Source organism: Proteus faecis (genome assembly GCF_030286765.1).
GTDB classification, from domain to species: domain Bacteria; phylum Pseudomonadota; class Gammaproteobacteria; order Enterobacterales; family Enterobacteriaceae; genus Proteus; species Proteus faecis.
On record NZ_JASVWV010000021.1, the window covers coordinates 1 to 25,374 of the forward strand.

44 protein-coding genes are annotated in these 25,374 nt (G+C 41.9%); 6 read left to right on the plus strand and 38 right to left on the minus strand.

Features of this window, described 5'->3' with window-relative positions; genetic code table 11:
- Positions 1–376: 376 nt before the first annotated feature.
- Positions 377–940 carry a gamma carbonic anhydrase family protein gene (locus tag QSH13_RS17045; protein WP_286039398.1) on the plus strand — a complete coding sequence of 188 codons (564 nt, stop codon included), beginning with the start codon at positions 377–379 and terminating at the stop codon, positions 938–940.
- Here the strand turns inward: QSH13_RS17045 and QSH13_RS17050 are convergent.
- The 5 genes from QSH13_RS17050 to dprA are packed head-to-tail and all read right to left on the minus strand — an operon-like array spanning position 916 to position 4,289.
- On the minus strand, positions 916–1,176 hold the full coding sequence (locus tag QSH13_RS17050) for a DUF1488 family protein (RefSeq protein ID WP_109396555.1): 261 nt from the start codon (positions 1,174–1,176) through the stop codon (positions 916–918). The two genes, QSH13_RS17045 and QSH13_RS17050, sit on opposite strands and share 25 nt — an antisense overlap.
- Positions 1,173–1,997 (minus strand): shikimate dehydrogenase, encoded by an 825-nt coding sequence (gene aroE / locus QSH13_RS17055; RefSeq protein ID WP_072062979.1) that lies wholly within the window; start codon positions 1,995–1,997, stop codon positions 1,173–1,175. Before aroE ends, QSH13_RS17050 begins: the two co-directional genes overlap by 4 nt.
- A 5-nt stretch (positions 1,998–2,002) precedes the next feature.
- Positions 2,003–2,572 carry an L-threonylcarbamoyladenylate synthase type 1 TsaC gene (gene tsaC, locus QSH13_RS17060; RefSeq protein WP_109396558.1) on the minus strand — a complete coding sequence of 190 codons (570 nt, stop codon included), beginning with the start codon at positions 2,570–2,572 and terminating at the stop codon, positions 2,003–2,005.
- Positions 2,565–3,125 (minus strand): topoisomerase DNA-binding C4 zinc finger domain-containing protein, encoded by a 561-nt coding sequence (locus tag QSH13_RS17065; protein WP_109396560.1) that lies wholly within the window; start codon positions 3,123–3,125, stop codon positions 2,565–2,567. Before QSH13_RS17065 ends, tsaC begins: the two co-directional genes overlap by 8 nt.
- Positions 3,126–3,143: 18 nt before the next feature.
- Positions 3,144–4,289 carry a DNA-processing protein DprA gene (dprA, locus tag QSH13_RS17070; RefSeq protein WP_109407208.1) on the minus strand — a complete coding sequence of 382 codons (1,146 nt, stop codon included), beginning with the start codon at positions 4,287–4,289 and terminating at the stop codon, positions 3,144–3,146.
- 130 nt (positions 4,290–4,419) lie between these two features.
- Here dprA and def point away from each other — a divergent pair, with 130 nt between their 5' ends.
- The 5 genes from def to mscL all read left to right on the plus strand — a co-directional run bounded on the left by def (position 4,420) and on the right by mscL (position 9,303).
- Complete coding sequence (def, locus tag QSH13_RS17075) at positions 4,420–4,944, plus strand: peptide deformylase (protein ID WP_023583479.1); 525 nt, start codon at positions 4,420–4,422, stop codon at positions 4,942–4,944.
- Positions 4,945–4,970: 26 nt separating this feature from the next.
- A complete protein-coding gene (gene fmt / locus QSH13_RS17080; RefSeq protein ID WP_109396564.1) occupies positions 4,971–5,918 on the plus strand; it encodes a methionyl-tRNA formyltransferase in 948 nt (315 codons plus the stop codon).
- 99 nt (positions 5,919–6,017) lie between these two features.
- Entirely contained in the window at positions 6,018–7,286 is a 1,269-nt protein-coding gene (rsmB, locus tag QSH13_RS17085) for a 16S rRNA (cytosine(967)-C(5))-methyltransferase RsmB (protein ID WP_109396565.1), read from the plus strand.
- Between the two features lie 112 nt (positions 7,287–7,398).
- The gene (gene trkA, locus QSH13_RS17090; protein ID WP_109396567.1) at positions 7,399–8,775 is read left to right on the plus strand and encodes a Trk system potassium transporter TrkA; all 1,377 of its coding nucleotides are present in this window, start codon (positions 7,399–7,401) and stop codon (positions 8,773–8,775) included.
- A gap of 120 nt (positions 8,776–8,895) precedes the next feature.
- Entirely contained in the window at positions 8,896–9,303 is a 408-nt protein-coding gene (gene mscL / locus QSH13_RS17095) for a large-conductance mechanosensitive channel protein MscL (RefSeq protein WP_109396569.1), read from the plus strand.
- A 3-nt stretch (positions 9,304–9,306) separates the two neighbouring features.
- On the opposite strand, the gene QSH13_RS17100 is transcribed toward mscL, so the two are convergent.
- From QSH13_RS17100 to QSH13_RS17260, 33 genes are all read right to left on the minus strand, one after another.
- Positions 9,307–9,513 carry an alternative ribosome-rescue factor A gene (locus tag QSH13_RS17100; protein ID WP_109396570.1) on the minus strand — a complete coding sequence of 69 codons (207 nt, stop codon included), beginning with the start codon at positions 9,511–9,513 and terminating at the stop codon, positions 9,307–9,309.
- Positions 9,514–9,563: 50 nt separating this feature from the next.
- A complete protein-coding gene (gene zntR, locus QSH13_RS17105) occupies positions 9,564–9,977 on the minus strand; it encodes a Zn(2+)-responsive transcriptional regulator (protein ID WP_069368787.1) in 414 nt (137 codons plus the stop codon).
- Between the two features lie 296 nt (positions 9,978–10,273).
- Positions 10,274–10,660: a 50S ribosomal protein L17 gene (gene rplQ, locus QSH13_RS17110; protein ID WP_004246940.1), complete on the minus strand. Its 387-nt coding sequence runs from the start codon at positions 10,658–10,660 to the stop codon at positions 10,274–10,276.
- 37 nt (positions 10,661–10,697) lie between these two features.
- Complete coding sequence (locus tag QSH13_RS17115; RefSeq protein ID WP_006535513.1) at positions 10,698–11,687, minus strand: DNA-directed RNA polymerase subunit alpha; 990 nt, start codon at positions 11,685–11,687, stop codon at positions 10,698–10,700.
- Positions 11,688–11,712: 25 nt separating this feature from the next.
- Positions 11,713–12,333 (minus strand): 30S ribosomal protein S4, encoded by a 621-nt coding sequence (gene rpsD, locus QSH13_RS17120; RefSeq protein ID WP_004246942.1) that lies wholly within the window; start codon positions 12,331–12,333, stop codon positions 11,713–11,715.
- A gap of 36 nt (positions 12,334–12,369) precedes the next feature.
- Complete coding sequence (rpsK, locus tag QSH13_RS17125; protein ID WP_002919257.1) at positions 12,370–12,759, minus strand: 30S ribosomal protein S11; 390 nt, start codon at positions 12,757–12,759, stop codon at positions 12,370–12,372.
- A gap of 16 nt (positions 12,760–12,775) precedes the next feature.
- Positions 12,776–13,132: a 30S ribosomal protein S13 gene (gene rpsM / locus QSH13_RS17130; RefSeq protein WP_036914623.1), complete on the minus strand. Its 357-nt coding sequence runs from the start codon at positions 13,130–13,132 to the stop codon at positions 12,776–12,778.
- 146 nt (positions 13,133–13,278) lie between these two features.
- Entirely contained in the window at positions 13,279–13,395 is a 117-nt protein-coding gene (gene rpmJ / locus QSH13_RS17135; RefSeq protein WP_071788572.1) for a 50S ribosomal protein L36, read from the minus strand.
- Positions 13,396–13,437: 42 nt separating this feature from the next.
- Positions 13,438–14,760, minus strand: coding sequence for a preprotein translocase subunit SecY (gene secY, locus QSH13_RS17140; RefSeq protein ID WP_006535510.1), 1,323 nt, complete (start codon positions 14,758–14,760; stop codon positions 13,438–13,440).
- Between the two features lie 7 nt (positions 14,761–14,767).
- Entirely contained in the window at positions 14,768–15,202 is a 435-nt protein-coding gene (rplO, locus tag QSH13_RS17145) for a 50S ribosomal protein L15 (protein ID WP_286039400.1), read from the minus strand.
- A 3-nt stretch (positions 15,203–15,205) separates the two neighbouring features.
- Positions 15,206–15,385: a 50S ribosomal protein L30 gene (rpmD, locus tag QSH13_RS17150; RefSeq protein ID WP_036914634.1), complete on the minus strand. Its 180-nt coding sequence runs from the start codon at positions 15,383–15,385 to the stop codon at positions 15,206–15,208.
- Between the two features lie 5 nt (positions 15,386–15,390).
- On the minus strand, positions 15,391–15,891 hold the full coding sequence (gene rpsE, locus QSH13_RS17155; RefSeq protein WP_006535508.1) for a 30S ribosomal protein S5: 501 nt from the start codon (positions 15,889–15,891) through the stop codon (positions 15,391–15,393).
- A 14-nt stretch (positions 15,892–15,905) separates the two neighbouring features.
- Positions 15,906–16,259 (minus strand): 50S ribosomal protein L18, encoded by a 354-nt coding sequence (gene rplR, locus QSH13_RS17160; protein WP_023583471.1) that lies wholly within the window; start codon positions 16,257–16,259, stop codon positions 15,906–15,908.
- 9 nt (positions 16,260–16,268) lie between these two features.
- Entirely contained in the window at positions 16,269–16,802 is a 534-nt protein-coding gene (rplF, locus tag QSH13_RS17165) for a 50S ribosomal protein L6 (protein WP_036933221.1), read from the minus strand.
- Between the two features lie 14 nt (positions 16,803–16,816).
- On the minus strand, positions 16,817–17,209 hold the full coding sequence (gene rpsH / locus QSH13_RS17170) for a 30S ribosomal protein S8 (protein ID WP_072062987.1): 393 nt from the start codon (positions 17,207–17,209) through the stop codon (positions 16,817–16,819).
- 32 nt (positions 17,210–17,241) lie between these two features.
- Complete coding sequence (gene rpsN, locus QSH13_RS17175) at positions 17,242–17,547, minus strand: 30S ribosomal protein S14 (RefSeq protein WP_006535503.1); 306 nt, start codon at positions 17,545–17,547, stop codon at positions 17,242–17,244.
- A gap of 12 nt (positions 17,548–17,559) precedes the next feature.
- Complete coding sequence (gene rplE / locus QSH13_RS17180) at positions 17,560–18,099, minus strand: 50S ribosomal protein L5 (protein WP_004246952.1); 540 nt, start codon at positions 18,097–18,099, stop codon at positions 17,560–17,562.
- Between the two features lie 13 nt (positions 18,100–18,112).
- Entirely contained in the window at positions 18,113–18,427 is a 315-nt protein-coding gene (gene rplX / locus QSH13_RS17185) for a 50S ribosomal protein L24 (RefSeq protein ID WP_006535502.1), read from the minus strand.
- Positions 18,428–18,437: 10 nt separating this feature from the next.
- Positions 18,438–18,809 carry a 50S ribosomal protein L14 gene (gene rplN / locus QSH13_RS17190; protein WP_004246955.1) on the minus strand — a complete coding sequence of 124 codons (372 nt, stop codon included), beginning with the start codon at positions 18,807–18,809 and terminating at the stop codon, positions 18,438–18,440.
- Between the two features lie 176 nt (positions 18,810–18,985).
- Positions 18,986–19,240, minus strand: coding sequence for a 30S ribosomal protein S17 (gene rpsQ, locus QSH13_RS17195; RefSeq protein WP_072062988.1), 255 nt, complete (start codon positions 19,238–19,240; stop codon positions 18,986–18,988).
- A complete protein-coding gene (gene rpmC / locus QSH13_RS17200; RefSeq protein WP_004238624.1) occupies positions 19,240–19,431 on the minus strand; it encodes a 50S ribosomal protein L29 in 192 nt (63 codons plus the stop codon). The genes rpsQ and rpmC overlap by 1 nt, the downstream gene beginning before the upstream one ends.
- The gene (gene rplP, locus QSH13_RS17205; protein ID WP_006535500.1) at positions 19,431–19,841 is read right to left on the minus strand and encodes a 50S ribosomal protein L16; all 411 of its coding nucleotides are present in this window, start codon (positions 19,839–19,841) and stop codon (positions 19,431–19,433) included. The genes rpmC and rplP overlap by 1 nt, the downstream gene beginning before the upstream one ends.
- Before the next feature lie 12 nt (positions 19,842–19,853).
- Positions 19,854–20,555, minus strand: coding sequence for a 30S ribosomal protein S3 (gene rpsC, locus QSH13_RS17210; protein WP_109396572.1), 702 nt, complete (start codon positions 20,553–20,555; stop codon positions 19,854–19,856).
- A gap of 17 nt (positions 20,556–20,572) precedes the next feature.
- On the minus strand, positions 20,573–20,905 hold the full coding sequence (gene rplV, locus QSH13_RS17215; protein WP_006535498.1) for a 50S ribosomal protein L22: 333 nt from the start codon (positions 20,903–20,905) through the stop codon (positions 20,573–20,575).
- A 14-nt stretch (positions 20,906–20,919) separates the two neighbouring features.
- A complete protein-coding gene (gene rpsS / locus QSH13_RS17220; protein WP_004246960.1) occupies positions 20,920–21,198 on the minus strand; it encodes a 30S ribosomal protein S19 in 279 nt (92 codons plus the stop codon).
- A gap of 14 nt (positions 21,199–21,212) precedes the next feature.
- On the minus strand, positions 21,213–22,037 hold the full coding sequence (gene rplB, locus QSH13_RS17225; protein ID WP_006535497.1) for a 50S ribosomal protein L2: 825 nt from the start codon (positions 22,035–22,037) through the stop codon (positions 21,213–21,215).
- A gap of 19 nt (positions 22,038–22,056) precedes the next feature.
- Positions 22,057–22,359 (minus strand): 50S ribosomal protein L23, encoded by a 303-nt coding sequence (gene rplW / locus QSH13_RS17230; RefSeq protein ID WP_004246962.1) that lies wholly within the window; start codon positions 22,357–22,359, stop codon positions 22,057–22,059.
- A complete protein-coding gene (rplD, locus tag QSH13_RS17235) occupies positions 22,356–22,961 on the minus strand; it encodes a 50S ribosomal protein L4 (protein ID WP_023583466.1) in 606 nt (201 codons plus the stop codon). The genes rplW and rplD overlap by 4 nt, the downstream gene beginning before the upstream one ends.
- A 16-nt stretch (positions 22,962–22,977) precedes the next feature.
- Positions 22,978–23,607 carry a 50S ribosomal protein L3 gene (gene rplC / locus QSH13_RS17240; RefSeq protein WP_023583465.1) on the minus strand — a complete coding sequence of 210 codons (630 nt, stop codon included), beginning with the start codon at positions 23,605–23,607 and terminating at the stop codon, positions 22,978–22,980.
- A 32-nt stretch (positions 23,608–23,639) separates the two neighbouring features.
- On the minus strand, positions 23,640–23,951 hold the full coding sequence (rpsJ, locus tag QSH13_RS17245) for a 30S ribosomal protein S10 (protein ID WP_001181005.1): 312 nt from the start codon (positions 23,949–23,951) through the stop codon (positions 23,640–23,642).
- 329 nt (positions 23,952–24,280) lie between these two features.
- A complete protein-coding gene (gene bfr / locus QSH13_RS17250; protein ID WP_006535491.1) occupies positions 24,281–24,754 on the minus strand; it encodes a bacterioferritin in 474 nt (157 codons plus the stop codon).
- A 77-nt stretch (positions 24,755–24,831) separates the two neighbouring features.
- Complete coding sequence (gene bfd / locus QSH13_RS17255) at positions 24,832–25,029, minus strand: bacterioferritin-associated ferredoxin (RefSeq protein WP_109396573.1); 198 nt, start codon at positions 25,027–25,029, stop codon at positions 24,832–24,834.
- A gap of 220 nt (positions 25,030–25,249) precedes the next feature.
- Positions 25,250–25,374, minus strand: a 125-nt coding sequence (locus QSH13_RS17260; protein ID WP_455906655.1) for an EF-Tu C-terminal domain-related protein, incomplete at its 5' end; no start/stop codon positions are given.

Genomic DNA, 25,374 nt, shown 5'->3' on the forward strand with positions numbered 1-25,374 from the left:
GAGTCAAGAGTTTTTTCAAACTTTTTTCTTTTCTCTTCACCGTCCTGCGTGGCTTGTTGTTTGCTCATCGCCGGTCAGTGGGTGCGCATTATAGGGGGTTCTCGGATTAGCGCAAGTGTTTATTTCATTTTTTTTTCTGTTCGTTCTCTTTTTGAACTTTACGTCTATTTTTGATACGAAAAACCCTTTTCAAGTATAAAAAATATACGCTTTATCTTGTTATTGTCTATTCGATATATTCTATCAATCACACTCTATTGCTCCACTTTCTCTTTTATTATCAATTTTTACAGTTATATCATTGCCCTCGCCATCCCCCCCTAACCACTGCTATGCTTTTCTTATTATCAAAGTGAAACCAAGTACGAGGTTAATTATGGGGAAATCAACAATCAGGAATTATTTACACCTTTCGCCTTCTATTGATAAAAATGTTTTTATTGATGAAACCGCAACGGTGATTGGAGATGTACGAATTAGTGAAGATGTCAGTATCTGGCCAATGGTTGTTATTCGTGGTGATGTGAACTATGTGAGTATTGGGAAAAGATCAAATATTCAAGATGGTTCGGTTCTTCATGTTACTCACATCTCACCTAATGCTCCTGAAGGTTTTCCTCTTATTATTGGTGATAATGTTACTGTTGGGCACAAAGCAATGCTACACGGCTGCACAATCGGAGATTGTGTTTTAGTAGGAATGGGTTCTATTTTACTTGATGGTGCAATTATTGAAAACGATGTAATGATTGGTGCAGGTAGTTTAGTTCCACCAGGAAAGCGGCTTGAAAGCGGTTTTCTTTACTTAGGAAGTCCTGTGAAAAAAGTTCGCCCTCTTTCATCAGCAGAAATAGAACACTTTATCTATTCTGCTAATAATTATGTCGGATGGAAAAACAACTATTTAACCAATCATCAATCTGCCATTGATAAAGAATAGATAGGATAGAGAGTTGATAACTCATACTCTGTTACCAACTCTTCAAATTCTTCTTCAATGTCCCAACGATTTTGTTTAAATAATAAAATTCCCTCACCAACACCAAAACGCTTAATAAGCTCTTGCTCTGTAATTTGACAATCAAAAAGCATTCCGTTGATCATTATAGGAAATAGAACACTCCTATTCTCAACTAGCCATATTTCACGATCTGGAAATTGAATGGATTGGTTCATTGATTCAGTCGTTCTCTTAATACATTAAGGACTGGGTTGATATCTGGTACAAGTTCATACCACAATTCAAATGCATAAGCTGCTTGTCCTACTAACATACCTAGTCCATCGGATAAACGCGTACTTCCGTGTTTTAATGCGTTATATAGAAATGAAGTCATTCCGGTTTGATAATAAAGGTCATAGCATGCTGTTTCAAAACCATAAACATCATTAGGAATAGGTGGTAAATCATTAGTCATACTAGATGCCGATGCATTTATAATTAAATCGTAATGCCTATCAGCAACCTCTTCTGCAGCTATTGCTCTGATCGTTCCAAATTGACTAAACTCTTTTACTAATTGCTCAGCTTTAGCAAATGTGCGATTGGTTAAAGTAATATCACAATCATAATCAAGTAATGGAAGTAATATTCCTCTTGTTGCACCACCAGCGCCAATAACTAAGACTGATTTAACCTTATTAGGTACAATAAAATCGAGCCTTGCTAAATCCAGAATAAGTCCTTGCCCATCAGTATTATCACCAAGAAATGATCCATCTTCTAATTTAACAATAGAGTTAACTGCGCCACATGCTTTTGCTCTATCAGTTAATTTATCCACAAAACGAAATGCATCTTCTTTAAAAGGAACGGTAACATTAGCGCCTCGCCCTCCATTAGAAAAAAAATGTGAGGCGGTTTTATCAAATTCACCTAAAGGAACAAGTAAGCGTCCATAGCCATACTCTATTCCTGTTTGTTTTGAAAAAAATTGGTGAATGAAAGGAGACTGACTATGCTCGATAGGATTCCCCATCACTAAATATTTTTCCATCACAATCACCCTTGTCGGTACAATTCGCCCGTTAATGCATCTCGGATTTCAGAAGGATTCTGTCTGCCACCAACACGCCCTTCAACAATAGGAATTGTGTCCTCAAATTGTTCTCTTACTTCTTCAACTGTACGACATGGTGGTAATCCACTTAAGTTAGCACTCGTTGAAACTAAAGGTTTTCCATAAGCTAAACATAGCTCTTTTACAACTGAGTGATCTGTTACTCTCACAGCTAAAGAATCAAATTTCCCAGTTAACCATTTTGGCGTCGTTGATTTGGCAGGAATAACCCATGTAACAGGCCCTGGCCAAGATGCAAACATTCGATCTCGTTGAGTTTGTGTTAATGCACTATCGTCAATATAAGGTTTCAGCTGCTCATAGTTATCAGCAATTAAAATTAGCCCTTTTTCAATTGAACGTTGCTTTAACATTAATAGTGCCATAACAGCATGCTCGCTATCAGGGTCACAACCTACCCCAAATACAGCTTCTGTTGGATATGCGATAACTTTATTATTTTTTAATGCTTCTATAATAGTATTGCTTACAGGTGATACTTCATTATTCATGTTCTTCTCTTTTTGTTTTTTGTTGCTTTCCACATAATTTGCTGGCGCACATCAATCTTACTCCTTGAGAAGACCTTTTTTCCATCAATAATGGATAGTGGCAATGTTCGCATTCACCATTAATAGGTTTGTTATTTAATACAAATTGGCATTCTGGATATTGGTTACAAGCATAAAATGTCTTACCAAACCGAGATTTACGTTGTAATAGCTTTCCTTTTTCACATTGAGGACAGGGTATAACGGTTTCATCGGGTTTATCAATTTGTTCTATATGTTCACACTCAGGATAATTGCTACAGCCAATAAACATCCCAAATTTACCCTGACGTAAAACTAAATCAGCACCACAGCACTTACAAGGTTGTCCTTCCAAAACTTTGATAATTTGCCCATCACCTTGTGGTTTCAGTGTTTTAATATAGTGGCAATCAGGATAAGCAGAGCATCCTAAAAAAGGGCCATGCCCTCCATTTTTCATCACTAATGCGTTGCCACATTCAGGACATTTTTCCTGTTCAGGTTGCTGTGTAAACGGCATATTCTTTGCCATTATTTTACCTCATTACACTTATTCCAATCGAGTATAGCCACCAGCCACAATAGCGACTTTTTTAATAAGCTCAAGTTCTAATAAAAGAGGAGCTAATGCAGAAGTTGATAATCCACTAGCCTGAGCAATGATATCAATAGGTAACGTTTTATTAAAATGAAGCAAAGGCAAGATCACATCCATCGCTTGTTGTTGTTCGGATGTAACTTGCTCTATTTTAACCTCTTGTTTTTCATTATTGATAAGCGTTGTATATTCTTCTGTTATTAGTTTTTGTTGATATTCATCATCACAAGTAAGCCACTGCAAAGAGCTATTTAAATACTCTAGGATATCTTCTGGTGAAGAAGCTAAATTTGCACCTTGCTTAATAAGCTGATGATTACCTTCAAAATGAGCATCACCTAATAATCCAGGCAACACAAACAACTCTTTACCTTGCTGCAAAGCATAATTTGCTGTTATTAATGAACCACTTTTAATTCCTGCTTCTACAATAAGCAGTGCAGCACTTAGTCCACTAATGATCCGATTTCGTTGAGGGAAATGACGTGCTAAAGGTGGTGTCATAGGTAAATGTTCAGAAATAATAAGGCCTGATTCTTTTATTTGTGTTGCAAGAGTACGATGAAATGACGGATAAATCTGCTCTAAACCGCTTCCTAGTACAGCAATAGTAATACCATTGTTCTTTAATGCACTTCGATGCCCAATACCATCAATACCTTGAGCTAACCCACTTGTAATAGTCAGTTCTTTCTTTACTAATTCCTGAGCAAAATAAGTTGCCCATTTGGAACCATATTGTGTAGCAACTCGACTACCAATTAATGCAATTTGTGTGCTTTTTAAATGCTGCCTATTTCCTGCAACAAAAAGCAAAAGTGGCGGTGATGAAATTTGCTTTAATAAAGATGGATAATCTGAATCTGTAATCGTTAATAATGATGATTCATTTTTATCTAACCACTTTAATGTATCAGTGACAGCATTTGCATGAAGTCTTAAGAATTGATGACTTTGCTGTTCGGAAAGACCACAACCTATTAATAGTTTTTGATTTAACTGAGTCAAAGATTGTAGATACTTTGCAATTTGAATCGCTTTATTAACGGGTAGTCTTGAAACAGCATTAAGCCTGATCCATATTTCTCTAGCATCCATGCATTATCCTAATATTGTTTTTAACAAATAAGGTGAGTGCGAAATACACCAAATACTGTCAATCTAGACAATAAATGTCTAGAATAGACGTTAAATCCTATTCACATTTTAGAAACAGTCCGAATAAATTATGGCAGTGTTACACGTATTACATTATCCAGACGAGCGCCTTCGCACGATTGCAAAACCAGTCGAAAAAGTTGATGCCGAAATTCAAAAAATTGTCGATGATATGTTTGAAACAATGTATTTGGAAGAAGGTATCGGTTTAGCCGCGACACAGGTGAATATTCACCAGCGCATTATCGTCATTGATGTCTCTGAAACAAGAGATGAAAGACTGGTATTAATAAACCCAGAACTTCTTGATGCCAACGGTGATACAGGTATAGAAGAAGGCTGTTTATCTATCCCAGAACAGCGTGCTTTTATTCCTCGTGCAGAACATGTAAAAGTAAAGGCTCTTGATTACAATGGTCAGCCTTTTGAGTTAGAAGCGGATGATTTATTAGCTATCTGTATTCAACATGAAATGGATCATTTAGTTGGTAAGCTATTTGTAGATTATTTATCTCCATTAAAACGCCAACGCATCCGTCAAAAAGTTGAAAAACTCGATAAGCTAGATAAAAAAAGAGCTAAAGCAGGACAGTAACAGTTAAATTGAAACAGGAAGGAAACGTGTCTGATTCATTACGTATTATTTTTGCGGGAACACCCGATTTTGCAGCTCGACATTTAGCTGCATTGTTATCAACCCAACATCGTGTGGTGGGAATATTAACACCTCCAGATAAACCCGCAGGAAGAGGTAAGAAACTGACTATTAGCCCTGTTAAAGAACTGGCATTAACTCATGATATTCCTGTTTATCAACCAGCCTCTTTAAAACCAGAAGAGAACCATAAGTGGATAGCAGCACAACAAGCAGATATTATGATTGTTGTCGCTTATGGCATGATTTTACCTAAGGCCGTTCTTGAAATACCGCGTTTAGGTTGTCTTAATGTGCATGGTTCTCTCCTTCCTAAATGGCGCGGTGCTGCACCAATTCAACGCTCTTTGTGGGCTGGAGATAAAGAAACGGGCGTCACAATTATGCAAATGGATGTTGGTTTAGATACAGGCGATATGCTGTATAAAGCGTCATGCCCAATTACGAATGAAGATACCAGCGCATCACTGTATGAAAAGCTTGCAGAACTTGGCCCCAAAGCCCTAACAACTACTTTAGATCTCATTACCTCAGGTAAAGTAAAAGCTGAAAAACAAGACGATAATTTAGCGAATTACGCACAAAAATTATCGAAAGAAGAAGCAAAAATTGATTGGTCATTATCAGCAGAACAGATTGAACGTTGCATAAGAGCATTCAATCCATGGCCAATGAGTTTTTTCATGTTAGACGAGCAACCTGTAAAAGTATGGAAAGCACAAGCTATTGCGGATAATACAGATCAACTCGCAGGAACCTTATTAAAAGCAGATAAAACAGGTATTTATATTGCTACAGGTAATGGCATTCTAAATATTACTGAATTGCAACCATCAGGTAAGAGACCTATGGCTTCTGCTGATTTCTTAAACTCGAAGAGAGATTGGTTCACTCCTGGAAAAGTCATTCAATAATAATTCTAAGCCCTGATATCTAATATTATTATCAGGGTTTTCCTTTTTTCGCGCTAATGTAATACATCTCTGGCGCTCATTATTAAACGTTAACTCATCATGAAAACGTCATACAACTTACGTAGCATTGCAGCTAAAGCAATTAACCAAGTATTAGATCAAGGTTTATCTCTAAGTACTGTCATACCAGAACTTCAGAAAAATATTTCAGACAAAGATAAAGCTTTGTTGCAAGAAATCTGCTTTGGCGTATTACGTACATTGCCACAATTAGAATGGATTATTCAGCAACTCATGGATAAACCCTTAAAAGGCAAACAACGTATTTTACACTACCTTATTATGGTTGGCTTATATCAGCTTCTTTATACACGTATTCCTGCTCACGCAGCGCTAGCGGAGACAGTAAATGGTGCTGTTGCACTAAAAAAACCACAGTTAAAAGGCTTGATTAACGGTGTGTTACGTCAGTTTCAACGCCAACAAGATATCCTGAACGAACGTTTTCAAAATAGCGAAAGTCGTTTTCTTCATCCATCATGGCTACTTGCTCGCATTAAAAAGGCTTATCCTGAGCAGTGGATGAGTATTATTGAAGGCAATAACCAAAAACCACCAATGTGGTTACGTGTAAATCAACGTCATCATTCTCGAGAAGAGTATTTAACATTACTTGAAAATGAAGAAATTCCCGCTATTGCTGATGACAGCCACCCTTTCGCGATCCGTTTAGAGAATCCATGCAACGTGAACCTACTTCCTGGATTTGCTGATGGTTGGGTAACAGTTCAAGATCGTTCAGCTCAACGTTGTGCTGAATTATTAGCACCAGAAAATAAAGAGCAGATCCTTGATTTATGTGCCGCGCCGGGTGGTAAAACAACACATATTCTAGAGATAGCTCCTCAGGCTCAAGTATTAGCTATTGACATAGATGAACAACGTTTAAAACGAGTACAAGAAAATCTTACGCGTTTAAAACTTAATGCGGTCGTCAAAAGTGGTGATGGTCGTTATCCTGAACAATGGTGTGCCGGCATGCAGTTTGACCGAGTTCTTCTTGATGCACCATGCTCAGCAACAGGTGTTATCCGGCGCCACCCAGACATAAAATGGCTTCGTCGTAATGACGACATTGAGCAATTAGCTCAAATTCAAAAAGAGATCCTTCACGCTATTTGGCCATACCTAAAATCTGGTGGCACATTGGTTTATGCAACCTGCTCTATTTTACCTGAAGAAAATAAACAACAAGTTGAAGCATTTTTAGCATCAACGAAAGATGCACAATGTGATTATCAGCACCAATGCTTACCAGAAGAAGAAGGTGGCGATGGTTTCTTTTATGCATTGATCAAGAAAATATGATCTTGTGATAAAAGATGATATCAGATCTAAAAAACGCTACTATTTCAACGCAAGATCATCAAGATCTTGCGTTTCTTTTCTATTTGTTAATCGAATACTCTGAGAAATTACGATGAAAATTATTATCTTAGGAGCTGGTCAAGTAGGTGGCACTCTCGCTGAAAATCTTGTCGGGGAGAATAATGATATTACTGTCGTTGACACTAATGCAGATCGCTTACGCCAACTTCAAGATAAATTCGATTTACGAGTAGTCAATGGACATGGATCTCACCCAAGGATCTTAAGAGAGGCGGGGGCTGAAGATGCAGATATGCTGGTTGCCGTCACCAACTCTGACGAAACCAATATGATAGCGTGCCAAGTTGCTTACACTCTATTTAATACGCCCAATAAAGTTGCTCGGATACGTGCCTCTGAATTTGTTCGTGAAGCAGATAAACTCTTTCTCCCAGAAGCTATTCCCATTGATTATTTAATCTCACCAGAGCATTTAGTTATTGATTATATTTATAAATTAATCCAATACCCCGGTGCCTTACAAGTTGTTAATTTTGCCGATGGTCAAGTCAGTATTGTTGCGGTAAAAGCGTATTATGGTGGTTCTCTCGTTGGGAATGCGTTATCAACATTGCGTGATCATATGCCACATATCGATACACGTGTTGCTGCGATTTTTCGTCAAGATAGACCTATACGACCCCAAGGCTCTACAATTATTGAAGCTGGAGATGAAGTTTTCTTTGTGGTCGCATCTCAGCATATTCGTGCAGTAATGAGCGAATTACAACGATTAGAAAAACCTTATAAACGCATCATGATTGTTGGTGGTGGTAATGTCGGTGCTGGTTTAGCCGCTAGATTAGAAAAAGATTATAGCGTCAAGCTTATTGAACATAATCAGCAACGTGCAACAGAGCTGGCTGAACTACTCCATGACACCATCGTTTTTTATGGTGATGCATCAGATCAAGAGCTTCTTGCTGAAGAACATATAGAACAAATCGATGTCTTTATCGCACTGACTAATGATGATGAGGCCAATATTATGTCAGCGATGCTGGCAAAAAGAATGGGTGCAAAAAAGGCGATGGTACTTATTCAACGTAGTGCTTATGTTGATTTAGTCCAAGGTGGGGTTATTGATATTGCCATATCACCACAACAAGCAACTATTTCTGCACTTTTAGGTCATGTTCGCAAAGCCGATATTGTTAGTGTTTCATCATTACGACGAGGTGTTGCAGAGGCGATCGAAGCGGTGGCACATGGTGATGAAAATACATCGAAAGTTGTTGGTCGCCGTATACAAGATATAAAGCTACCACCTGGAACCATCATTGGTGCAATTGTTAGAGAGCAAGATGTTATTATTGCCAACGCGAGTCACTCTATAGAACAAGGTGATCATGTGATTATGTTTATCACTGATAAAAAATATGTCCCTGAAGTTGAAAAGCTTTTCCAACCTAGCCCATTTTTCTTATAACGACTAGACTATGTAGAAATAAGAATAATAGTAATTGTTACTTATAATGGTCTACCAGTATCATGTTAGATACTATATTTTTACATAATAAATCTATACATAGATAAATAAGGGGTGGTTATGTCTTTTTTAAAAGAGTTTCGTGAATTCGCAATGAAAGGCAATGTGGTTGATATGGCTGTCGGTGTCATCATTGGTGCAGCCTTCGGTAAGATTGTTTCATCATTAGTTGCTGATATTATTATGCCACCTCTAGGTTTATTAATTGGTGGTATCGACTTCAAACAGTTTAGTCTTGTATTAAGAGATGCTAGTGGGGATGTCCCAGCGGTTGTACTAAATTATGGTATGTTCATTCAAACTGTGTTTGATTTTGCCATTGTTGCATTTGCTATTTTCTGTGCAATCAAATTAATTAACAAAACACGTCGCCAAGCAGAAGAAGCACCTAAAGCACCACCTGCACCTTCCGCAGAAGAAACGCTATTAACTGAAATTCGTGATTTATTAAAAAATCAGCAAAAATAAAAACTAAAAGGCCAGTGATAACAATTGAAAGAATCTTTTGTTATCACTGGCCTCCCAGTTACCTTTTTTGTTATGTTTCGCTTTTCTCATATAACTTCCTTTCCCTTTCTTATTCTTTTCCACACGTTGTCTAAATAGTGGATCATGAACAAGTGCTGCTAAAGCATTATCTTTAATAACACCTTTCTGGTGCTGATATTTGCTAGACATAAAAACCTCTTAAATTATTAAAGAACATAAAACGTAATACGGTAAAGATATTATTGTTTTGTGGCGCCAGATTCAAGTATTTCAAGAATAGAACAATAAGTACTTTCATGAGCACTACCACAACATGCATTACTTAACATTTTCAATGAATCACGCATTCTTTCCATTTCTTTCAAGCGAATTTCAACTTCAGCAAGTCTTGCATCAACAATATGCTTTGATTCAACACATGTGTGATGTGCAGGATCAACGCGAATAGAAAGTAGCTCTGTAATCGCGTCTAATGTAAAGCCTAACTCTTTTGCATAACGAATAAAACGTAAACGCTGGAGATCTTGCTCTGTATATAGACGATAACCGCCTTCTGTTCGTCTATCATGATCCATCAATCCTTGTTTTTCATAAAAACGGATTGTATCTGTCGTCACATTCGCTAATTTTGCAACTTGCCCAATACGATACATGGATCATTTCCTCATTTTAAATGATGAATAGCATAGCAAATAATCAAAAGAATAGAATTGAAATATAGTGTGAAGTTTATCTTATAAAAATAGCAGTATGCTGAAATCACAAAAAATAAATATGATGCAACACAAAAGTAAGTAAAAAAGTAAGGAATAACAAATAGAAAGGTTAGAGTATAAATTGATAAGTTATTTTTATAAAAACAATTTCAGTAATTATTATTTTCAATAAACGTAAAAAAACCGGATTAAAAATCCGGTCTTTTTATTCGCTTCACTAAATAATAATTAAATTATTCAGCTGCTGCTTCTGTTTCAGAATCAGCACGGTCAACAAGCTCAATGTAAGCCATTGGAGCGTTGTCACCAGCACGGAAGCCACACTTCAGAATACGAGTGTAACCACCTGCACGGCTCGCAAAACGCGGACCTAATACTGTAAACAGTTTTGCCACGACTTCGTTATCACGAGTACGGGCGAATGCCAGACGACGATTAGCTACGCTGTCGGTCTTGGCAAGAGTAATCAGCGGCTCAACGACGCGACGCAGTTCTTTCGCTTTAGGCAAAGTTGTCTTGATGATCTCATGACGAACTAAAGAACCTGCCATGTTACGAAACATAGCCTGACGATGGCTGCTGTTGCGGTTCAATTGACGACCACTCTTACGATGGCGCATGACCTTATCCTTCTCAGTAAAACCTTAACCTGTGATCTTATTCATCAGCGATACTTGCAGGTGGCCAATTCTCAAGGCGCATGCCCAGAGATAAACCACGCGACGCCAGTACGTCTTTAATCTCAGTAAGAGATTTCTTACCAAGGTTAGGCGTCTTAAGTAATTCAACTTCAGTACGCTGTACCAGATCACCGATGTAGTGGATTGCTTCTGCCTTCAGACAGTTAGCAGAGCGGACAGTCAATTCAAGATCGTCTACTGGGCGCAGTAAGATAGGATCGAATTCTGGCTTCTCTTCTTTAACTTCTGGCTGACGAACATCACGTAAGTCAACAAAAGCTTCAAGCTGTTCAGCCAGGATAGTCGCTGCACGGCGAATCGATTCTTCTGGATCGATAGTACCGTTAGTTTCCATCTCGATAACCAGCTTATCCAAGTCGGTACGCTGTTCAACACGAGCTGCTTCCACATTATAAGCAATACGCTCAACTGGGCTATAGCACGCATCTACTAAAAGGCGACCGATAGGGCGCTCATCTTCTTCCGAATGAATTCGGGCAGAAGCCGGCACATAACCACGACCACGCTGAACTTTGATACGCATATTAATAGATGCGTTCTCGTCTGTAAGGTGGCAGATAACGTGCTGCGGCTTGACGATTTCGACATCACCGTCATGGATGATATCGGCTGCAATAACAGGGCCAATGCCAGATTTGCTCAAAGTAAGAATAACTTCATCTTTACCATGAACTTTTACCGCCAACCCTTTAAGGTTGAGCAGTATTTCTAGGATATCTTCCTGAACACCTTCTTTGGTGCTGTACTCATGCAGTACACCATCAATCTCAACCTCTGTTACCGCACAACCCGGCATAGACGAAAGCAGAATACGGCGCAGTGCGTTACCAAGAGTATGGCCGAAGCCTCGCTCTAATGGTTCAAGGGTCACCTTGGCGTGCGTCGAACTGACTTGCTCGATATCAACCAGGCGCGGTTTTAGAAACTCTGTCACAGAACCCTGCATTGTGTCCTCTCTTTGGTGCTAAGCCTTACTTGGAGTAAAGCTCGACGATCAGGTGCTCGTTAATGTCAGCAGATAAGTCAGTACGTTCAGGAATACGCTTGAACACACCTTCCATCTTAGCAGCATCAACTTCCAGCCATGTTGGCTTTTCACGCTGTTCAGCCAGCTCTAAAGCAGCCTTAATACGAGACTGTTTTTTCGATTTTTCACGAACGCTGACTACGTCATTCGGGGAAACCTGATAAGAAGCAATGTTAACCACGCGACCATTTACCATGATTGCTTTATGGCTAACCATCTGACGTGCTTCTGCGCGAGTTGCGCCAAAGCCCATACGATAAACAACGTTATCCAGACGACCTTCCAGCAGAGTCAGCAGGTTTTCACCTGTGTTGCCTTTCAGACGAGTTGCTTCTTTGTAGTAGTTACGGAATTGACGTTCTAGAACACCGTAAATACGACGTACTTTTTGTTTTTCACGTAACTGAACACCGTAATCAGAAAGACGCGGTTTACGTGCGCCGTGCTGACCTGGTGCTTGTTCCAGTTTACACTTGGTGTCAATCGCCCGAACGCCAGATTTTAGAAATAAATCTGTACCTTCACGGCGGCTCAGCTTGAGCTTAGGACCCAAATATCTTGCCATTTTCTTTCTCCAACTTTCCTAAAAACGAAAACGTTATTAAACGCGACGTTTTTTCGGTGGACGACAACCGTTATGAGGAATCGGAGTCACATCAGTAATATTAGTGATGCGGAAACCAGCCGCGTTTAATGCACGGATAGTTGACTCACGACCAGGACCAGGTCCTTTAACCATAACTTCCAAGTTCTTAATTCCGTACTCTTTAACAGCTTCAGCGCAACGTTCTGCTGCAACCTGAGCCGCGAACGGAGTAGATTTACGAGAACCACGGAAACCGGAACCACCGGCAGTAGCCCAACCCAATGCGTTACCTTGACGATCGGTAATAGTAACGATTGTGTTGTTGAAAGAAGCATGGATATGAGCCACACCGTCAGAGACTTGTTTTCTTACACGCTTACGTGCACGAATAGGTGCTTTTGCCATTGTTCAAATACCCCGATTATTTCTTGATCGGCTTACGCGGACCCTTACGGGTACGTGCGTTAGTCTTAGTACGCTGACCGCGAACTGGTAGACCACGACGATGACGTAAACCACGGTAAGTACCAAGATCCATCAGACGTTTGATGCTCAGGGTAACTTCACGACGCAGATCACCTTCTACAACGTATTTGGCAACTTCGTCACGCAGCTTGTCGATTTGCTCTTCAGACAGCTCACTGATCTTAACATTTTCAGCAATACCAGCAGCTACACAGATAGCCTGTGAGCGGGTTTTACCGATACCGTAAATCGAAGTTAATGCGATTACAGTATGTTTATGATCAGGAATGTTAATGCCTGCTATACGGGCCACTATGCACTCCTAAATTAGCAGTTATACAGTACTATTCTGAAAAGCCCGTTTTCAGGATACTCAAACAATACTGTATATATTATAAAAGATTGGGCTGGCTAATTTAGCCAGCTCAACCGAACTTTGCAAGAAAAAAATGCAATAAATTAGCCTTGACGCTGTTTATGCTTAGGCTCGACGCTGCAAATTACACGCACGTGACCGTGACGTCTAACAATTTTGCAGTTACGGCACATTTTCTTGACGGAAGCACGAACTTTCATTTTTACTCTCCGTAACTTCTAAAACAAATCGCTTATCAGTAATTAACCTTTAAGATTTGCTTTTTTCAATGCAGACTCATACTGACTTGACATCAGGAGAGTTTGCACTTGAGCCATAAAATCCATGATGACTACAACCACGATTAAGAGGGAAGTACCACCAAAATAGAAAGGTACTTTCATTGCGTCACGCATGAACTCCGGGATGAGACAGATAAAGGTAATATACAAGGCACCGATTAAGGTTAAACGTGTCATTACTTTATCTATATATTTAGCCGTCTGCTCTCCCGGGCGAATTCCTGGTACAAATGCACCGGACTTCTTCAGGTTATCTGCCGTTTCTCTTGGGTTGAAAACCAACGCCGTATAGAAGAAACAGAAGAATATGATTGCAGCAGCGTATAGTAACACATAAATAGGTTGACCAGGCTGTAGATTTAAAGAAATCGTCGTCAGCCAACCCCACCCTGTACCATCGCCAAACCAAGAGGTTATTGTACCAGGAAACAGGATAATACTTGAAGCAAAAATTGCTGGTATAACACCCGCCATATTTACTTTAAGTGGTAGATGTGTACTTTGTGCCGCGTATATTCTACGCCCTTGTTGACGTTTTGCATAGTTAACAACGATACGACGTTGTCCTCTTTCTACAAAAACAACAAAGAAAGTAACCGCGAACACCAATACTGCAACCAACAATAACAGGAGGAAGTGCAGTTCGCCTTGCCGCGCCTGCTCGATGGTTTGACCAATGGCAGGTGGAAGACCTGCAACGATACCTGCAAAGATAATGATTGAGATACCGTTACCAATACCACGTTCAGTGATTTGCTCACCTAACCACATTAGGAACATTGTCCCAGTGACTAAGCTCACAACAGCCGTAATATAGAATGGTAGACCTGGGTTAATTACCAGACCTTGCATTCCTGGCATATTCGGTAAGCCTGTTGCGATACCAATTGATTGGAATATCGCCAGCACCAAAGTACCATAACGGGTATATTGGCTGATCTTACGACGACCGGCCTCCCCTTCCTTCTTAATCTCTGCTAACCGAGGGTTAACCACTGATAAGAGTTGGATAATAATCGATGCCGAAATATAAGGCATGATACCCAGCGCAAAGATAGAAGCACGGCTAAGAGCACCACCAGAGAACATGTTAAACATTTCAATGATGGTGCCTTTTTGCTGATCGAGCAATTTGGCAAGCACAGTGGCATCAATACCAGGGATAGGAATAAAAGAGCCAATCCTAAAGACAATAAGTGCACCAAGAACAAACAAAAGTCTGCGTTTTAGTTCACCAACACCACCTTTAGCACTCTGAAAATCTAAACCTGGTTGTTTAGCCATCTGTCACTTATTCCTCAATTTTACCGCCAGCTGATTCGATTGCTGCACGGGCACCTTTGGTAACACGCAGACCACGAATAGTCACTGCACGGTTAACCTCGCCAGACAAAATTAATTTTGCAAATTCAATCTGTGGGCCAACAACGTTTGCGGCTTTCAGTGCATTCAGATCGATTACATCGCCTTCAACGTAAGATAAATCAGACAGACGGATTTCCGCAGTCACGAATGATTTACGTGAAGTAAAACCAAATTTTGGTAAACGACGATATAAAGGCATCTGGCCACCTTCAAAACCACGACGTACGCCACCGCCAGAACGAGATTTCTGACCTTTGTGACCACGGCCGCCAGTTTTACCTAAGCCAGAACCGATACCACGACCTACACGTTTAGGCGCATGCTTGGCACCTTCAGCCGGAGACAGAGTATTTAAACGCATCTCTTACTCCTCAACTTTAACCATATAGGAAACCAAGTTGATCATACCGCGAACTGCTGGTGTATCTTCGCGTTCTACAGTGTGACCGATGCGACGCAGACCTAAACCTGTCATCGTTGCCTTATGTTTAGGCAAACGACCGATTAAGCTGCGTGTTTGAGTAATTTTAATAGTCTTAGCCATGGTCATTACCCCAGAATTTCTTCAACGGATTTACCACGCTTAGCTGCGACCATATCTGGAGACTTCATGCTATCTAAAGCGTCCAGTGTTGCACGAACCACGTTAATCGGGTTAGTGGAACCATAGGTTTTAGCCAGTACGTTACGAACGCCAGCCACTTCTAGAACTGCACGCATTGCACCACCTGCGATGATACCGGTACCTTCATGAGCAGGCTGCATAAATACGCGTGAGCCTGTGTGAGTACCTTTAACAGGGTGGAACAGAGTACCGTTGTTTAAAGAGACGGTTTTCATATTGCGACGGGCTTTTTCCATCGCTTTCTGGATTGCTGCCGGAACTTCGCGAGCTTTGCCATATCCAAAACCAACGCGGCCATTACCATCACCAACTACTGTAAGAGCGGTGAAGCTAAAGATACGACCACCTTTAACGGTTTTAGATACGCGGTTTACCGCGATCAGCTTTTCCTGCAGTTCGCCAGCTTGTTTCTCGATGTGAGCCATCTTACACTCCTACCTTAGAACTGAAGGCCAGCTTCACGGGCAGCATCTGCCAGTGCCTGGACTCGACCATGATATTGGAAACCGGAACGGTCAAATGATACTACTTTGATACCTTTTTCCAGAGCGCGTTCAGCAACAATTTTACCAACTACTGCTGCTGCTTCTTTGTTTCCAGTGTTTTTCAGTTGCTCAATGATAGCTTTTTCTGTAGTAGAAGCGGCCACCAAAGTTTCAGAACCGTTTGGTGCAATAACCTGCGCATAAATATGGCGAGGGGTACGGTGTACCACCAGGCGAGTCGCACCCAATTCCTGGAGCTTACGGCGTGCGCGGGTCGCACGACGGATACGAGCTGCTTTCTTATCCATAGTGTTACCTTACTTCTTCTTAGCCTCTTTGATACGCACAACTTCGTCGGCGTAACGAATACCTTTACCTTTATAAGGTTCAGGGCGACGGTAAGCACGCAGTTCAGCTGCTACTTGACCAATCACTTGCTTATCCGCACCTTTCAGTACGATTTCAGTTTGTGTTGGACATTCAGCAGTGATGCCTGCTGGCAGTTGGTGTTCCACTGGATGTGAAAAACCTACTGATAAGTTAACCGCATTGCCTTTAATAGACGCACGATAACCTACACCTACCAGTTGCAGTTTCTTAGTGAAGCCTTCGGTAACACCTACAACCATTGCATTTAACAGAGAACGAGTAGTACCCGCCTGTGCCCATGCATCAGCAAAACCATCGCGAGGTGCGAAAGTTAATTGGTTGTCAGCATGTTGAATTTCAACTGCATTATGGATAGTACGAGTTAGCTCGCCGTTTTTACCCTTAATCGTAATTACCTGACCGTTGAGTTTAACCTCTACGCCGGCAGGAATGACGACGGGTGCTTTTGCCACACGAGACATTCTTTCCTCCCGAATTAAGCTACGTAGCAGATAATCTCGCCACCAAGACCTGCTTGGCGAGCTGCACGATCAGTCATAACACCTTTTGAGGTAGAAACAACAGCGATGCCCAGTCCTGCCATAACTTGTGGCAGCTCATCTTTTCTTTTATAGATGCGCAGACTTGGACGGCTTACGCGCTGAATGCTTTCTACTACAGCCTTACCTTGGAAATATTTTAAAATAATTTCCAGTTCTGGCTTAGTGTCGCCTTCAATTTTAAAATCTTCGATATAACCTTCTTCCTTAAGCACGTTGGCAATCGCCACTTTCAGCTTGGAGGAAGGCATTGTGACCGCAACTTTATTCGCGGCCTGACCGTTACGGATACGGGTCAGCATATCCGCGATGGGATCTTGCATGCTCATCTGTCTTTACTCCCGTGATTCAATTATGGTAATTACCAGCTAGCCTTTCTAAGGCCCGGGATTTCACCGCGCATAGCGGCTTCACGGACTTTAATACGGCTGAGGCCAAATTTCCGCAGGAAACCGTGCGGACGTCCAGTTTGACGGCAGCGGTTACGCTGACGTGAAGGACTTGAATCACGTGGCATAGTTTGCAGTTTCAGAACAGCATTCCAACGATCTTCGTCAGACACGTTCACATCTGAAACGATAGCTTTCAGTTCTGCGCGTTTTGCGAAGAATTTCTCAGCTAAATTCGCACGTTTTACATCACGTGCTTTCATAGATTTCTTAGCCATGAATGCCCTGCCTTACTTGCGGAACGGGAAGTTAAACGCTGCTAACAGTGCGCGACCTTCATCATCTGATTTCGCAGTCGTAGTAATGGTAATATCCAAACCACGAACACGATCCACTTTATCGTAATCGATTTCAGGGAAGATGATTTGCTCACGTACGCCCATGCTGTAGTTACCACGTCCATCAAATGATTTAGCGGACAAACCACGGAAGTCACGGATACGTGGTACAGCAATAGAGATCAGGCGTTCAAAGAACTCCCACATGCGTTCGCCACGCAGGGTCACTTTACAGCCGATCGGATAGCCCTGGCGGATTTTGAAGCCTGCAACAGATTTGCGTGCTTTGGTGATCAAAGGTTTTTGACCTGAGATTGCTGCTAAATCAGCTGCTGCATTGTCCAGCAGTTTTTTATCAGCAATAGCTTCACCAACACCCATATTCAGGGTGATCTTCTCGACCCGAGGGACTTGCATGACAGAATGGTAACCAAACTGAGACATCAGTTTTTGGACTACCTCGTCTTTGTAGTAATCATGCAGTTTCGCCATCGTATACTCCAAATTACTTGATAGTTTCTTTATTAGATTTGAAGAAACGAACTTTTTTTCCGTCTTCGAATCTAAAACCTACACGGTCAGCCTTACCGGTTGCCGCATTGAAGATTGCAACGTTAGAAACTTGGATAGAAGCTTCTTTTTCAACGATGCCACCTGGTTGGTTCAGAGCCGGAACTGGCTTCTGATGTTTTTTAACCAGATTGATACCTTCAACGATAACTTTACCAGAAGAAAGAACCTGTTTTACTTTACCGCGCTTACCTTTATCTTTACCAGTCAGCACGATAACTTCGTCTTCACGACGGATTTTCGCTGCCATTGCCTGCTCCTTAGAGTACTTCAGGTGCCAGAGAGATTATTTTCATAAACTTCTCGTTACGAAGTTCACGAGTAACCGGCCCAAAAATACGCGTACCAATAACTTGCTCGCTGTTGTTGTTTAACAATACACAAGCGTTGCTATCGAAGCGAATGACAGAACCGTCAGGGCGACGAACACCCTTCTTGGTGCGCACCACTACCGCTTTCAGTACATCACCTTTCTTAACTTTACCACGTGGAATTGCTTCCTTGATGGTAATTTTGATGATGTCACCTACATCTGCGTAGCGACGGTGCGAGCCACCTAGAACCTTGATACACATTACGCGACGTGCACCGGAGTTGTCGGCCACGTTCAGCATAGTCTGTTCTTGGATCATTTTAGTGCTCCGCTAAATGTCAACTACTACTGAGCCACTTCCACATTAGAAGAGGCCGTTCAATATCCCATAATACGAGGGAGCGGCATTATAACACCACATTCTCGATATGGACAGAAAAAATAAACGGCTCGTTCAGTTTTGAGCCGTTTATTTCGTACGAAAAGGCTATTTTATTACAGAATAGCTTTTTCTACAACGCGAACTAACGCCCAAGACTTAGTCTTAGATAGTGGACGTGTTTGACGAATTTCTACTACGTCACCAATTCCACATTCGTTGTTCTCGTCATGTACATGCAGTTTGGTCGTACGACGGATAAACTTACCATATAATGGGTGTTTAACCATACGATCGATAGCAACGACAATAGATTTTTCCATTTTGTCACTAACTACACGACCTTGCAGAGTACGGATTTTATCGGTCATTACGCACCCGCCTTCTCAGTCAGTAAAGTCTTAACGCGTGCGATATTACGACGCACTTGTTTCAACAGATGAGACTGTTGTAACTGACCACTTGCTGCCTGCATACGCAGATTAAACTGCTCGCGCAGTAAGTTCAGCAGTTCTGTGTTCAGCTCTTCAACGCTCTTTTCGCGCAGCTCTTTTGCTTTCATTACATCACCGTCTTAGTTACAAAGGTGGTTTTGATAGGCAGTTTTGCTGCCGCCAGCTTGAATGCTTCACGGGCCAGTTCTTCAGGCACACCATCCATTTCATACAGGACTTTACCTGGCTGGATTAAGGCAACCCAATACTCAACGTTACCTTTACCTTTACCCATACGGACTTCGAGCGGCTTTTCAGTGATTGGTTTGTCTGGGAACACACGGATCCAGATTTTACCCTGACGCTTAACTGCACGGGTCATTGCACGACGTGCCGCTTCGATCTGACGTGCAGTCAGACGACCACGGCCCACAGCTTTAAGACCGTAAGTCCCGAAGCTTACATCCGCACCAGCAGCTAAGCCACGGTTGCGGCCTTTGTGCACTTTACGGAATTTTGTACGCTTTGGTTGTAACATCAGCGACTCTCCTTACTTGCGGCCTTTACGCTGCTGCTTTTTAGGTTGAGCAGCCGGTTTTTCCGCCTGTTCAACTGCAGCCATACCACCCAGGATCTCACCTTTGAAGATCCATACCTTAACGCCGAGCACACCATAAGTGGTTTGTGCTTCTGAGGTATTGTAGTCGATATCTGCACGCAGAGTGTGCAGAGGTACACGACCTTCACGATACCATTCAGTACGAGCGATTTCAGCGCCACCTAAGCGACCACTTACTTCCACTTTAATACCTTTAGCGCCTAAACGCATAGCATTCTGTACCGCACGCTTCATAGCACGACGGAACATAACACGACGTTCCAGCTGTGAAGTGATGCTGTCAGCAACTAATTTTGCGTCCAGTTCAGGTTTACGTACTTCGGCGATATTAATTTGCGCAGGAACGCCAGCGATATCCGCTACGTTTTTGCGCAGTTTTTCAACATCTTCACCTTTTTTACCGATAACGATGCCTGGACGAGCAGTGTGAATAGTCACACGGATGCTTTTCGCAGGACGTTCGATAACGATACGAGATACAGATGCTTTAGCCAGTTCTTTATTTAAGTACTGACGTACTTTAAAATCGCTGTCTAGGTTGTCAGCGAATTCATTGGTACCCGCATACCATGTGGAATTCCAAGGCTTGACAATGCCAAGGCGGATACCATTAGGATGTACTTTTTGACCCATTGCTAGTCTCCAGAGTCTCAGCGATCAGACACAACCACAGTGATGTGGCTGGTGCGCTTCAGAATACGATCTGCACGGCCTTTTGCACGAGGCATAATGCGCTTCATAGAAGGACCTTCGTCAACAAAGATCTTAGCTACTTTCAGATCATCAATGTCAGCGCCATCGTTGTGTTCTGCATTAGCAATAGCAGACTCCAGTACTTTCTTCACTAAACCAGCAGCTTTCTTGTTGGTAAAGGTTAAAATTTCCAGAGCTTGCGACACTTTCTTACCGCGAATCAGGTCAGCTACCAAGCGAACCTTCTGAGCAGAAGAACGAGCGTGGCGATGCATAGCGATAGTTTCCATCTCTTCCTCCTACCTTATTTTTTCTTAGCCTTTTTATCGGCTGCATGACCGCGATAAGTACGGGTCGGCGCGAATTCACCCAGTTTGTGACCAACCATTTCGTCGGAAACGTAAACTGGAACATGCTGACGACCATTATGGACAGCGATGGTCAAACCGATCATGTTAGGAAAGATCGTTGAACGACGGGACCAAGTCTTAACAGGCTTTTTGTCACCGCTTTCCACCGCTTTCTCTACCTTCTTCAGCAAGTGCAGGTCAATGAAAGGACCTTTCTTGAGAGAACGTGGCATGGCTTATCCTCTAATTATTTCTTAGTACGACGATGAACGATGAAATGTTCAGTGCGTTTGTTTTTACGAGTCTTCTTACCTTTGGTTTGAACGCCCCAAGGTGTTACTGGGTGTTTACCAAAGTTACGACCTTCACCACCACCATGTGGGTGATCGACTGGGTTCATCGCAGTACCGCGAACGGTAGGACGAATACCACGCCAGCGACTTGCACCAGCTTTACCCAGAACGCGTAACATGTGCTCAGAGTTGCCAACTTCACCGATAGTTGCACGGCAATCAGAAGGAACTTTACGCATTTCACCAGAACGCAGACGAATAGTGACATAAGCACCATCACGAGCAACGATCTGAACGTAAGTACCAGCTGAACGAGCTAACTGACCACCTTTACCTGGTTTCATTTCTACGTTATGAACGGTAGAACCAACCGGGATATTACGCATTGGTAAGGTGTTACCCGCTTTGATAGCAGCATCAACGCCAGACTGAACTTTATCACCCGCTTTCAGGCCTTTTGGAGCCAGAATGTAGCGACGTTCACCATCAGCATACAGCACTAAAGCGATGTTAGCTGAACGGTTTGGATCATATTCCAGACGTTCTACTGTCGCAGGGATACCATCTTTGTTGCGTTTAAAGTCAACAATACGGTAAGCCTGCTTGTGACCACCACCGATATGACGGGTAGTGATACGACCATTGTTGTTACGACCACCGGACTTGCTGTTCTTTTCCAGCAATGGCGCATAAGGTTTCCCTTTATGCAGCTCAGGGTTTACCACTTTAACTACGTGGCGACGGCCCGGAGACGTAGGTTTACATTTAACAATTGCCATTGTTCTTTACTCCTCCGACTTACTCAGCGCCGCCGACGAAGTCCAGATTCTGGCCTTCCTTCAGGGTGACGTAAGCTTTTTTCCAGTCGCTACGACGACCAATACGCTGACCGTGACGTTTCACTTTGCCTTTCATCAGCAGAGTGTTAACACTTTCAACTTCGACTTCAAACAGTTTTTGTACAGCTGCTTTAATCTCTGCTTTGGTCGCGTCTTTAGCAACTTTGAGAACGATGGTGTTTGATTTTTCCATCGCGATAGAAGCTTTTTCAGATACATGCGGCGCGCGCAGTACTTTCAGCAGACGTTCTTCACGGATCATGCCAGCATCTCCTCAACTTGCTTCACAGCGTCAGCAGTCATGACGACTTTGTCGAAGGCGATTAAGCTAACAGGGTCGATTGTTGCTGCATCACGTACGTCAACTTTATATAAGTTGCGTGCTGCTAAATACAGATTCTCATCTACATCAGCAGTGATGATCAGAACATCTTCCAGAGCCATATCTTTCAGTTTCTGTGCTAAAAGCTTAGTTTTAGGAGCTTCAACAGAGAACTTCTCTACGACGATCAGACGATCTTGACGTACCAGTTCAGACAGAATGCTCTTCAGAGCACCACGGTACATCTTTTTGTTTACTTTTTGACTGTGGTCCTGTGGTTTAGCTGCGAAGCTAACACCACCAGAGCGCCAAATTGGGCTCTTGATTGAACCTGAACGTGCACGACCTGTACCTTTCTGTCTCCAAGGCTTTTTGCCTGAACCAGAAACTTCAGCACGGGTTTTCTGAGCACGAGTACCTTGACGAGCACCAGCAGCGTATGCAACGACTACTTGATGCACAAGCGCTTCGTTAAAGTCACGCCCGAAGGTAGTTTCGGAAACAGTCAGCGCGCCTTGCGCGTCTTTCATTACCAATTCCATTCCTATCTCCTCGACGTTACGCCTTGACAGCTGGTTTAACGATCAGGTCACTGCCAGTTGCACCTGGAACAGCACCTTTGACCAGCAGCAGGTTGCGCTCAGCGTCAACACGTACTACTTCCAGGCTCTGAACGGTAACTTGTTCGTTACCCAGTTGACCTGCCATTTTCTTGCCTTTGAACACCTTACCCGGAGTCTGGTTCTGACCGATAGAACCCGGAACACGGTGAGACAAGGAGTTACCGTGGGTAGCATCTTGAGTACGGAAGTTCCAGCGCTTTACAGTACCGGCAAAACCTTTACCTTTAGATGTTCCAGTAACGTCGACTTTTTTAACGTCAGCGAAAATTTCTACGCTAATGCTTTGACCTACAGTGTATTCTTCGCCTTCATTCAGACGGAATTCACGTAGTAAGCGGCCAGCTTCAACACCAGCTTTAGCAAAATGACCTGCTTCAGGTTTCAGTACACGGTTAGCTTTTTTGCTACCTGTAGTCACCTGAATGGCACGATAACCGTCTTTCTCTAGATCTCTGACCTGAGTAACACGGTTGTTTTCAATTTCGATAACGGTTACAGGGATTGAAACGCCATCTTCAGTGAAGATACGAGTCATTCCTACTTTCTTACCGACTAAACCAATCATTGTTTCAACCTCTCAATCGCTTGATGACCTGATTAACCTAGGCTGATCTGCACGTCTACGCCGGCAGCCAGATCCAGACGCATCAGAGCATCAACGGTTTTCTCGGTTGGCTCAACGATGTCAACCAGACGTTTGTGAGTGCGAATTTCATACTGATCACGCGCATCTTTATTAACGTGCGGAGAAATCAACACTGTGAAACGCTCTTTGCGAGTCGGCAGTGGGATTGGACCACGAACTTGCGCACCAGTGCGCTTAGCAGTCTCTACGATTTCCGCAGTTGATTGATCAATCAGACGATGATCAAAAGCTTTCAGGCGGATACGGATTCTTTGGTTCTGCATGAGACCAGAGCTCCAACTATTTTTTATAAACGTAAATGATTACTACTCGTACCCATTTCGATTGATGAGAGAGTGTAATCGTTCTGCATATAACTCCCCAATCGGGAGTATTATATTAATGCAATAAAAAAATCTGCATTAGCTGATAAATCAGCCCCACTAAATCAGTGAGCCTGCGCATTATACTTGCCTGAGTGATGAAATCAAGCCAAGAATAAAAAATCAGCGATAAAAATTCATTTTATCTTTTCGCAAACAAAAAAAGCAAAGGTAACCTTCATCACCTTTGCTTTAAAAAACTGTCTCAAAATTCATTAAAGAACGATGGATTATTCTTCAATAATTTGGGCTTGTAGATAGTTTTGAAGCCCTATTCGCTCGATAAGTTCAAGCTGGGTTTCAATCCAATCAATATGCCCTTCTTCATCGGTTAGAATTTCTAGCATAAGATCACGACTGACATAATCATGAATTGAATCTGCGTAAGCAATAGCCTCACGTAAATCTTTGGCACCACCTAATTCCAATTCCAAATCAGAACGTAGCATCTCTTCAACATCTTCACCGATGTTTAGTTTGCCTAAATCTTGTAAGTTTGGAATGCCTTCAAGGAACAAGATACGCTCGATATATTTATCGGCGTGTTTCATCTCATCTATGGATTCATGATATTCCATTTCATTAAGGCGTGTAAGACCCCAATTCTTGAACATTCGGGCATGTAGGAAATACTGATTAATTGCAACAAGCTCACCACCTAATAATTTATTAAGGTGGGCTATCATTTTTTTATCACCTTTCATTTTTATGCTCCTTTGCTTCCAGTCTTTTTAGTGTAGACCTTTTATACAAAGAGGAGAGAAAGGAAACTTAAAATTTGTTATGCAACTTCAGAAATTTGAGGATAAAGAACAGATTGCTCATTTTCGATAAGTTGACGGGCTTGACGTACACACTTACCACAACAACTTCCAACGGGTAAGATCTTGCGTAATTCACTAATAGTGTGGATTTGATGTTTATGGACAGTCGAGATAATTTTTTTATCACTCACACCGTGGCAAAGACATACGTACATAATAAAAACCTCATTAACTACTCACACACAAGATAGTAAATGATAATTATTATGATTTCAATTTCTATTTATTTAAGTTAAGTGTATTTATCTGTTTATACCATCAGAGATGATGAAATAAAAAACCATTAATATTTTATTGAAATTCAAAATATCTAATCTTCAGATACAAAAAAAGGGCATCTAATGATGCCCTCTTCATGCATAAATCTATCAGGAATTAACCTAATACTTTAGCAACAACGCCCGCACCTACTGTACGGCCACCTTCACGGATAGCGAAACGTAAACCGTCGTCCATCGCGATTGGGTGAATCAGTTCAACGATCATGTTGATGTTGTCAC